Below are 7,969 nucleotides of genomic sequence, written 5' to 3'. Positions count from 1 at the left end.
CCCGACTCATCGCCACCGCCGGACTCATCACCGCCCGACTCGCCACCGCCAGACTCGCCACCGCCCGACTCATCACCGCCCGACTCATCACCACCGGACTCATCACCGCCCGACTCATCACCGCCCGACTCATCACCACCGGACTCATCACCGCCCGACTCATCACCACCGGACTCATCACCACCGGATGCGTCACCACCACCGGACTGATCGCCGCCGGAGGCGTCACCACCGCCGCCGCCACCACCGCCGCTAGGCGGAGATGCCTGGGTATAGGCGTTGACGTAAGCGGGCTCGGGGAATTCCATGACAGGGTCATCGCGCAGCGCAGACCTCATGAACGCCGTCCAGGTCCGCGCGGGATACTGACCGCCGGCGAAGTTCTCCAGCCCGCCGACGCCGTCGAGTGAGTCGGTGCCGTCACCGCGGTAGTACGCCACGGTCGTCGCCAGCTGCGGCGTGAAGCCGGCGAACCAGGATGTCAGGTCATCGTGCGTTCCGGTCTTGGCGGCGGCAGGCCGTTCCAGCCCACGCGCCTCGGAACCCGTTCCGTTGTACCCGTCCACGACCTGGGTCATGGCGTATGTGACGTCCGCCATGACGTCCTCGTCGAAGACCCGCCGGGTTTCGCTGTCCCGCTCGTACAGCACCTCCCCGGAGGAGTCCTGGACCTCGGAGACTGTGTACGTGTCGGCGTGCACACCCTGAGCCGCGAGGGTGGCATACGCCTCAGCCATCTCCAGCGGTGACACGGACGCCGTGCCCAGTGTCACACGCTGGTCGGCTTCCAGCCCGGGAGCGTCCTCGGGAATGCCCGCCCGGACCAGGGAGTCGACCACAGCCTGCGAGCCGATGTCGTGCGTGAGGTCCACGAATGCGGTGTTGATCGAGCGCTCCGTCGCCGTGATCAGGTTCACCGACCACCCGTAGGAGGCATTGCCCTGGTTGTTCACCGGCGGGCCGAGACCCTCCGCCTCGAACGGCGAGTTACCGGCGAACCCGCTGTACAGCGAGTAGCCTTCCTCGATTCCGGCAGCGAGGCTGAACGGCTTCACCGTCGAGCCGGGCTGAATCCTGGCGTCGACCGCGTCGTTGATGCTCTGCTCCACCGCGTCCGGTCCGCCGTAAAGGGCAACGACCCCGCCGTCGCCCGGACGCACGGACGCGAGCCCGACGCGCACGCCATCCGCATCCTCCGTCGGCCGTTCCTCGTCGACCGCGCGGACGGCTACGTCCTGAGCACTCTCGTTGAACGTGGTGGTGACCCGCAGTCCACCGCTGTCGATCTCCGTCTCCTCGAAACCCAGAGCGAGCAACTCGTCCCGGACCATCTGCAGCAGGTACCCGTCGGGCCCGCCGAAACGGTCCTCACGGTTCTCCGGCTCGATGTCCGGCAGCTCGGTCTCGTCCGCGGTCTGCTGGTCGATCGCCCCGGTCTCCACCATGCCGGCCAGTACGTACTCGAAGCGCTGCTCGAAGCGGTCCGCGTTCTCGTCGCTGACCGTAGGGTCATACAGGCTGGGCGAGCGGAGGATCGCCGCCAGCGCCGCACTCTGCGCCAGATCCAGGTCTTGTACGTCAGAACCGAAGTAGGACTGGGAGGCGGTCTGCACGCCGTAGGTCCCCCGGCCGAACCAGATGGTGTTCAGGTAATCGGTGAGAATCTGGTCCTTGTCGGTCTCCTGATCGACCTTGACCGAGATGATGAGTTCGTTGAGCTTCCGGCTCCAGGTCTGATCCTGGGTCAGGTAGTAGTTCTTGACGTACTGCTGGGTGATCGTCGATCCGCCACCCGCGGAGGCGCTCCCGGTCAGCTGGTCCCAGGCAGCCCGTGTGGTGCCCGTCAGCGAGAAGCCCGGGTTCTCGTAGAAGCTACGGTCCTCAGCTGCGACCACAGCGTTCGTGAGGGTGTCCGGGATGTCCTCGATGTTGACGATCTCGCGGTTCTCGACACTGAACCGCCCCAGCTCGGTCTCGCTGTCGTCATAGCTGACGATCGTCGTCTCCGACGTGGAGAAGTCGTTCGGCGCCGGGACGTCGACCGTCACGAAGAGATAGGTGACCGCGCCGGCGCCGAGCAGAATCAGCCCGAGGAAGTAGAGCAGGAACGCCTTCCAGCCGAAAAACCGCCGCCAGCCCGTCTTCTTCTGGGTAGCGCGATACTTCGGACCTGTTTTCTTGGCGCTCAGGTCCTCCTCTGCGGGCGGCTGCTCATCCATGCTCGTTCGATGGTATGCGTGTCATAGGTGTTTGATTGCCACTTCTCCGGTAGTTTGTGGCCAGACTCACCCTCGCCCAACGCCCTGGGCACCGTCAAGGTTCCCGTATGGCCCGTTCCGCCCTCATTTCCGACGCTTCGGAGCGACCTCGACCATCTCGTCCTCGTCGCTGGAGAACCACTTGATGAGCATCCGGTCAGAACGGATCCTGCCCGGGCCGAGGAGCACCACGGCGGCGCACCCACCGGCCAGGACCAGGACCAGCTCTATCCCGCCGTCCTCGATGAACAGGCCGTTCTCCGCGTGCACCAATACCAGGGCGCCCACCATCGAACCCGCCAGCGCGGCGGCGACCAGCCGGGTGAGGATCCCGAGGCCGAGCATCCCTCCTCCGACGAGTTCAAGAACGGCCACCGAAGGCGCGGCCACATCGGGGAACGGGATGTCGAGCTCGGTAAAGGTGTCCCGCGTTCCGTCGATGGTCCAGTCGTAGACCTTCTGCCAGCCATGCGCCACGAAGACCACGGCCAGCACCAGACGTAGAAGGAGGCAGGCAGCGTCGTTCATAGCGCGCGACGGGCTCATGATCACATTGCACTACGCCGGACCCGGGTTTGACGGGTTACGACACGCCCGTAACGGGCGTGTCCGGGCCGGTCCAGTCCTGCCGGCGGAGCTCGTAGCACGCCACCGCGGCTGCCGTGGCCACGTTGAGCGAGCCCACCTTGCCGATCTGCGGAATATAGCCGACCGCGTCGCAGGCGGTCAGACACTGCCCGGACAGGCCATGGTCCTCCGCCCCGACTGCGATGCAGACATCGCCGGTCAGGTCCAGCTCATGAAGCGGCCGGGCGTCGTGCGTCAACTCCAGGCCGATGACCCGGTAACCATCGTCCTTCGCCTGCGCGAGGCCCGCGGCGACGTCGGAGAAGGTCTGGCTGTCCAGGTAGCGGTCGGTACCCATCGCCAGCTTCTGCGCCTTCGCATCGCTGGGAGACGCCGTGCGTCCCACCAGGTAGAACTGCGCGACGCCGAGGGCGGCCGCCGTGCGCACCATGGCACCGACGTTGAACGGCGACTGGACGCCTTCGAGGAGCAGCGCGATCCGCGCCGTGCTCCGCCGCTTCCACGACCGATGCAGCCGCTTCAGGTCGGTACCCCGTAACTGCGACAAACCGCTGCTCCTTCTCCTTCACGCGCGGGGCTGAATCTGGAGAAGACGATAGCCACGCTCGGACAGCAGCCGCGTCGTGGGAAACCCCTGCTCGTTCAGCCACGAGGCCAGTGAGTCCGACCCCAAGTGCTTATGCACGACGATCACCGCGGAGCCACCGGGCAGCAGCCGGTCCACCCACCGCACCAGCAGCTCATGCAACGCCGCCTTGCCGACCCGGATCGGCGGGTTGGAGTAGATCACGGCGAAGCGCACGTCGTCGGGAACGTCATCCGGTGCACTCGCGACGACGTTGCCCCGCCCAGCCGTCTTGGCGTTCTCACGGACCAGGTCCAGTGCCCGCTGATTGACGTCCACCGCCCACACCTTGGCCCGTTTCCTTCGGGTGGCGAGCGTCAGTGCGATAGGTCCGTACCCGCAGCCCAAGTCGAGGAGGTCACCACGGATCTGTGGCATCGGCGCCCGTTCCAGCAACACCCGGGTGCCGGCGTCGAGCCGGCCATGCGAGAACACCCCCGTGTCGCTCGCGAGCTGGAGTTCCAGGTCGCTCAGCCTCATCTGGACCGTACCTGCCTGGCTGGCGGCCTGGGGCATCTCAGAGAAATAGTGGTCTCCCCGCCCAGACATCGTCCCCTGCTCTCTCGTCGACCCCGTCGCGCCGCTCAATGCTACGCCGGCCATCCCCGGCCTGGCGGTGTGAACGCCGCGAGGGTCACCGGGCCGGCAACGTGTACCCCACCCGCGGCGTACGGTACGGCGAGGCTCATTCCCCGCTCGACATCCGTTGCCCAGCCATCGCCGGACAGCGTGCCACTTCCCTCGATGACCACGGCGGTCGAGTACCCGGCCGGGAGGGTGGCTCCGTCTCGTACCAGCCAAGCACCGAAATAGCCGTCCGCGGCGTCCGGCAGCAACCGCGCCACCGCCTGGCCGGCGGACCGGTCGAGTGCGCCACGGACGACAAGCTCGTCGAACACCTCGGACGTCAGCGGTGCGACGTCCACGCAGCCGAGCGCGACGTCCAGGTCAGCACCGCCGAAGGCCTGTCCCGAGTCGGTCAGGAAGGCTTGCCACTCCAGCAGGATCGACAGGTCGGCCGCCTGCTGGACCTCGACCAGGAACACGCCCTCGCCGACGGCGTGCGCGGTGCCGGCGGGAACCAGCACCACATCGCCGGTCGCGACCGGAACCGGGTTCATCGCTTCCAGCATGGCCGGCACGTCCTGCCGCCGGACCAGGTCGGCCAGCCGCCAGACCGGCATCTCGTCTCGCCAGCCCAGGTGGACCCGCGAGCCCGCAGGCGCCTGGAGAATGAGCCAGGCCTCGGTCTTCCCTTGCGGCGCGCCGAGCCGGGACCTCGCGAAGGCGTCGTCGGGGTGGACATGCACAGGAAGCCGCTGGCCCGCGTCCAAATACTTCACCAGCGGAATCGTCAGCGACGCCGGAACCCCGGCGGCTTTGGAGCCCGGACCCAGCCAGTCCCCGGGCGCAGCGTCGACGGCGTCCCGCATCAGGCGGCCGTCGGGCAGCACCGTCAGGCCCGACCCCGGGTCACCGAACCGGCTCACTGTGGAGCCGATCCAGTCCTCCGGCCGGTCCCGTGGCACCGAGCCGTCGCGGTCGCCCCGGAAGTCCGCGATCCGGCCGAAGCCACGGTAAAAGGTGGACGGCAGCTGCGGCGGAAGGATCACTGGACGCACGAGTACTCCAACCAGGTAGGTGGCACTCTACAGCGGCGCTCAGCGTTCCTCTTCGGAGCGGTCGCCCGACCAGTCGACGTGGAAAGTGCCGTCCCGGTCGACTCGCTGGTAGGTGTGCGCCCCGAACAGGTCCCGCTGCCCCTGGATCAGCGCCGCCGGCAACCGCGGCGCTCGCAGCGCGTCGTAGTAGGAGAGCGCGCTGCTGAACCCCGGGACCGGGACTCCGAGCTGCGCGGCAGAGGCCACGACGCGTCGCCAGCCCTCCTGCGCATCCGCCACCGCCCGGCTGAAGTAGTCGTCGACCAGCAACGACGGCAGATCGCGATTCCGGTCGTAGGCCTCACGGATCCGGTCCAGGAAGCGGGCGCGGATGATGCAGCCGCCTCGCCAGATGGTCGCCATCTCGCCCAGGTTGACGTCCCAGCCGTACTCCTCGCTGGCCGTTCTGATGGTGTCGAAGCCCTGCGCATAGGCGACGAGCTTGGACGCGTAGAGCGCGTCCCGGATGTCGTCGACGAACTGCTTCCGGTCCGCCAGCTCGGCGGGTGCGGACGGTCCCGGCAGCGCGGCCTGGGCGGCTTCACGCCGGCCCACATCGCTGGAGAGCCCCCGCGCGAACACCGCCTCGGCCATGCCGCTGACCGGGATTCCCAGCTCCAGCGCCGAGATGACCGTCCAGCGTCCGGTGCCTTTCTGCCCGGCCTGGTCGAGGACCACGTCCACGAACGGCTTGCCGGTGGCCCCGTCCACGTGCGCGAGCACCTCGGCGGTGATCTCCACCAGGAACGACTCCAGGTCACCGTCGTTCCAGGCGGTGAATACCTCGCCGACCTCTGCGGGCTCCATTCCCAGACCGTTGCGCAGCAGGTCGTAGCTCTCGGCGATCAGCTGCATGTCGGCGTACTCGATACCGTTGTGCAGCATCTTGACGAAGTGTCCAGCGCCGTCGGGGCCGACGTGCGTACAGCACGGCGTGCCGTCGACATCCGCGGCGATCTTCTTCAGCAGAGGCTCCAGCGCGGAGTACGCCTCAGCCGTGCCACCCGGCATGATGCTGGGCCCGAGCAGTGCGCCCTCCTCGCCGCCGGAGACACCCATGCCGACGAAGTGCAGGCCCTTCTCGCGCAGGTCCGCCTCCCGGCGGCGCGTGTCCTGGTAATGCGCGTTTCCACCGTCGATCACGATGTCGCCGGTTTCGAGCATTGGGCTGATCTCATCGATCACCCCGTCGGTCGGTCCTCCGGCGGGCACCATGATCACGACCCGGCGCGGCCGCTGAAGCGACTGCACCAGGTCCTCCAGACTCGTCGCGGGGACGAAGTCGCCTTCGTGCCCGAACTCGTCCATCAGCTCATCAGTGCGTTCCGCACTACGGTTGTGCACGCCGACCCGGAACCCGTTACGCGCGAAATTGCGGGCGAGGTTCCGCCCCATCGTCCCAAGACCGGTGACGGCGACGTCCGCCATTTGGCCTTCAGCCATGCTCACTCCTCATCTCACATCAGCAGATCTGGTGAAGCGCTTAGAGAGGTCGCGCAGAAATGGGAGCTGCCTGACTCGCAACCTCTGAGGTCTCATCCTGACGCATGCCCCGAAGCGCCCTTGCGATCAGGTGCTCAGGTCGAGACCGGCGATCACGGCGTCGGCGATATCTTCTGGGGCCCGATTCACGTCCACCACGGTTCCCTCTTCATCGTCTCCCAACCCCTCGAGAGTCTCGAACTGGGAGGTCAGCAGCGAAGCCGGCATGAAATGACCGCCGCGGTAGGCGACCCGCTCGCCGATCACGTCGAACTCACCGGACAGATGCGCGAACCGGACCTGGCCGCGGGCCTCGCGCAACGAATCGCGATAGGCGCGACGCAGGGCTGAGCACGTGACGACGGTGCTGCGGCCGTCGTCCGCCTGAGCGGACATCCAATCCGCGACCGCCCGCAGCCACGGCCAGCGGTCCTCGTCCTCCAGCGGCTTCCCGGCGGCCATCTTCTGGACGTTGGACTCCGGATGGAAGTCGTCACCTTCGGCATACGGCCACGCCAGCCGCCTGGCGAGCAGCTTCGCCACCGTGGTCTTCCCCGATCCGGACACACCCATGACGACGATGTGCTGGGGTGTCTGGAGCACCGGCATCCTCCTGTGTTCTCATACCTACGGCGGTCCGCAGGCTCGGCAACGACCTGGTCGGCGTCCGCCCAGGGCATCCGGGCAGGCCGAACTCTGCCCGCCCATGCCCCGCAGTCGCGCCTCGACACTAGCAGGATGGCGCTATCAGGCAGAATGTCCCGTCGAGGTCCGAAGATAACGATCGGGAGAGGTCGAAGGTCAAGGTCGTGACAGTTTCCACGCCCAGCTGGGTGTTTCAGAAGATCGCCGAGGAACTCGGTGCGCGTGAAGGTCAGGTGCGCGCCGCGGTCGGGCTGCTCGACGAGGGCTCCACGGTGCCGTTCATCGCCCGGTACCGCAAAGAGGCCACCGGCATGCTCGACGACGCGCAGCTCCGGACTCTCGAAGAGCGGCTCCGCTATCTGCGCGAGTTCGAGGAGCGGCGCACCACGATCCTCGACTCGATCCGCGAGCAGGGCAAGCTGACCGAGGATCTCGAGGCCCAGATCATGGCCGCGGAGACCAAGGCCCGGCTCGAGGACATCTACCTCCCCTACAAGCCGAAGCGACGGACCAAGGCACAGATCGCCCGGGAGGCGGGGCTGGAGCCGTTGGCCGACGGGTTGCTGGACGATCCGACCCAGGATCCGCAGACGGCCGCACAGGCGTTCGTCAACGACGGCGTGCCGGATGCCGCGGCCGCCTTGGACGGCGCCAAAGCGATTCTCGTCGAGAGATTCGCCGAGGACGCCGACCTCATCGGCGACCTGCGT

General features: G+C 67.4%; 8 protein-coding genes. 1 reads left to right on the top strand and 7 read right to left on the bottom strand.

Features of this window, described 5'->3' with window-relative positions; translation table 11 throughout:
* The 7 genes from ELR45_RS14065 to ELR45_RS14035 form a co-directional block, all read right to left on the bottom strand.
* The coding region (locus tag ELR45_RS14065; protein ID WP_205856574.1) for a transglycosylase domain-containing protein at positions 1-2,219 on the bottom strand (2,219 nt) is incomplete at its 3' end.
* Between the two features lie 123 nt (positions 2,220-2,342).
* The gene (locus ELR45_RS14060) at positions 2,343-2,804 is read right to left on the bottom strand and encodes a DoxX family protein (RefSeq protein WP_129666967.1); all 462 of its coding nucleotides are present in this window, start codon (positions 2,802-2,804) and stop codon (positions 2,343-2,345) included.
* 37 nt (positions 2,805-2,841) lie between these two features.
* Positions 2,842-3,393, bottom strand: coding sequence for a TrmH family RNA methyltransferase (locus tag ELR45_RS14055; RefSeq protein WP_129666966.1), 552 nt, complete (start codon positions 3,391-3,393; stop codon positions 2,842-2,844).
* Between the two features lie 18 nt (positions 3,394-3,411).
* A complete protein-coding gene (locus ELR45_RS14050) occupies positions 3,412-4,020 on the bottom strand; it encodes a class I SAM-dependent methyltransferase (protein WP_129666965.1) in 609 nt (202 codons plus the stop codon).
* Positions 4,021-4,061: 41 nt separating this feature from the next.
* Positions 4,062-5,093 carry a class I mannose-6-phosphate isomerase gene (locus ELR45_RS14045; protein ID WP_205856573.1) on the bottom strand — a complete coding sequence of 344 codons (1,032 nt, stop codon included), beginning with the start codon at positions 5,091-5,093 and terminating at the stop codon, positions 4,062-4,064.
* 39 nt (positions 5,094-5,132) lie between these two features.
* Positions 5,133-6,575, bottom strand: coding sequence for an NADP-dependent phosphogluconate dehydrogenase (gene gndA / locus ELR45_RS14040; protein WP_129666961.1), 1,443 nt, complete (start codon positions 6,573-6,575; stop codon positions 5,133-5,135).
* A 126-nt stretch (positions 6,576-6,701) separates the two neighbouring features.
* Complete coding sequence (locus ELR45_RS14035) at positions 6,702-7,223, bottom strand: gluconokinase (RefSeq protein WP_420813881.1); 522 nt, start codon at positions 7,221-7,223, stop codon at positions 6,702-6,704.
* A 200-nt stretch (positions 7,224-7,423) separates the two neighbouring features.
* Between ELR45_RS14035 and ELR45_RS40885 the strand changes: the two genes are divergently transcribed.
* Positions 7,424-7,969 (top strand): Tex-like N-terminal domain-containing protein (locus tag ELR45_RS40885; RefSeq protein ID WP_276320679.1); only part of this gene is annotated, 546 nt, incomplete at its 3' end.

The organism is Phytoactinopolyspora endophytica (assembly GCF_004138495.1).
GTDB lineage: Bacteria > Actinomycetota > Actinomycetes > Jiangellales > Jiangellaceae > Phytoactinopolyspora > Phytoactinopolyspora endophytica.
The sequence above is the reverse complement of the archived record's forward strand: the minus strand, read 5'-3'. Positions and strand labels throughout refer to the sequence as shown.

Bases quoted from the DNA above. Each gene is read 5' to 3' on its own strand.
- ELR45_RS14035 (WP_420813881.1), bottom strand. From the start codon at position 7,223: ATGCCGGTGCTCCAGACACCCCAGCACATCGTCGTCATGGGTGTGTCC.
- ELR45_RS14060 (WP_129666967.1), bottom strand. From the start codon at position 2,804: ATGAGCCCGTCGCGCGCTATGAACGACGCTGCCTGCCTCCTTCTACGT.
- gndA (WP_129666961.1), bottom strand. From the start codon at position 6,575: ATGGCTGAAGGCCAAATGGCGGACGTCGCCGTCACCGGTCTTGGGACG.
- ELR45_RS14050 (WP_129666965.1), bottom strand. From the start codon at position 4,020: ATGTCTGGGCGGGGAGACCACTATTTCTCTGAGATGCCCCAGGCCGCC.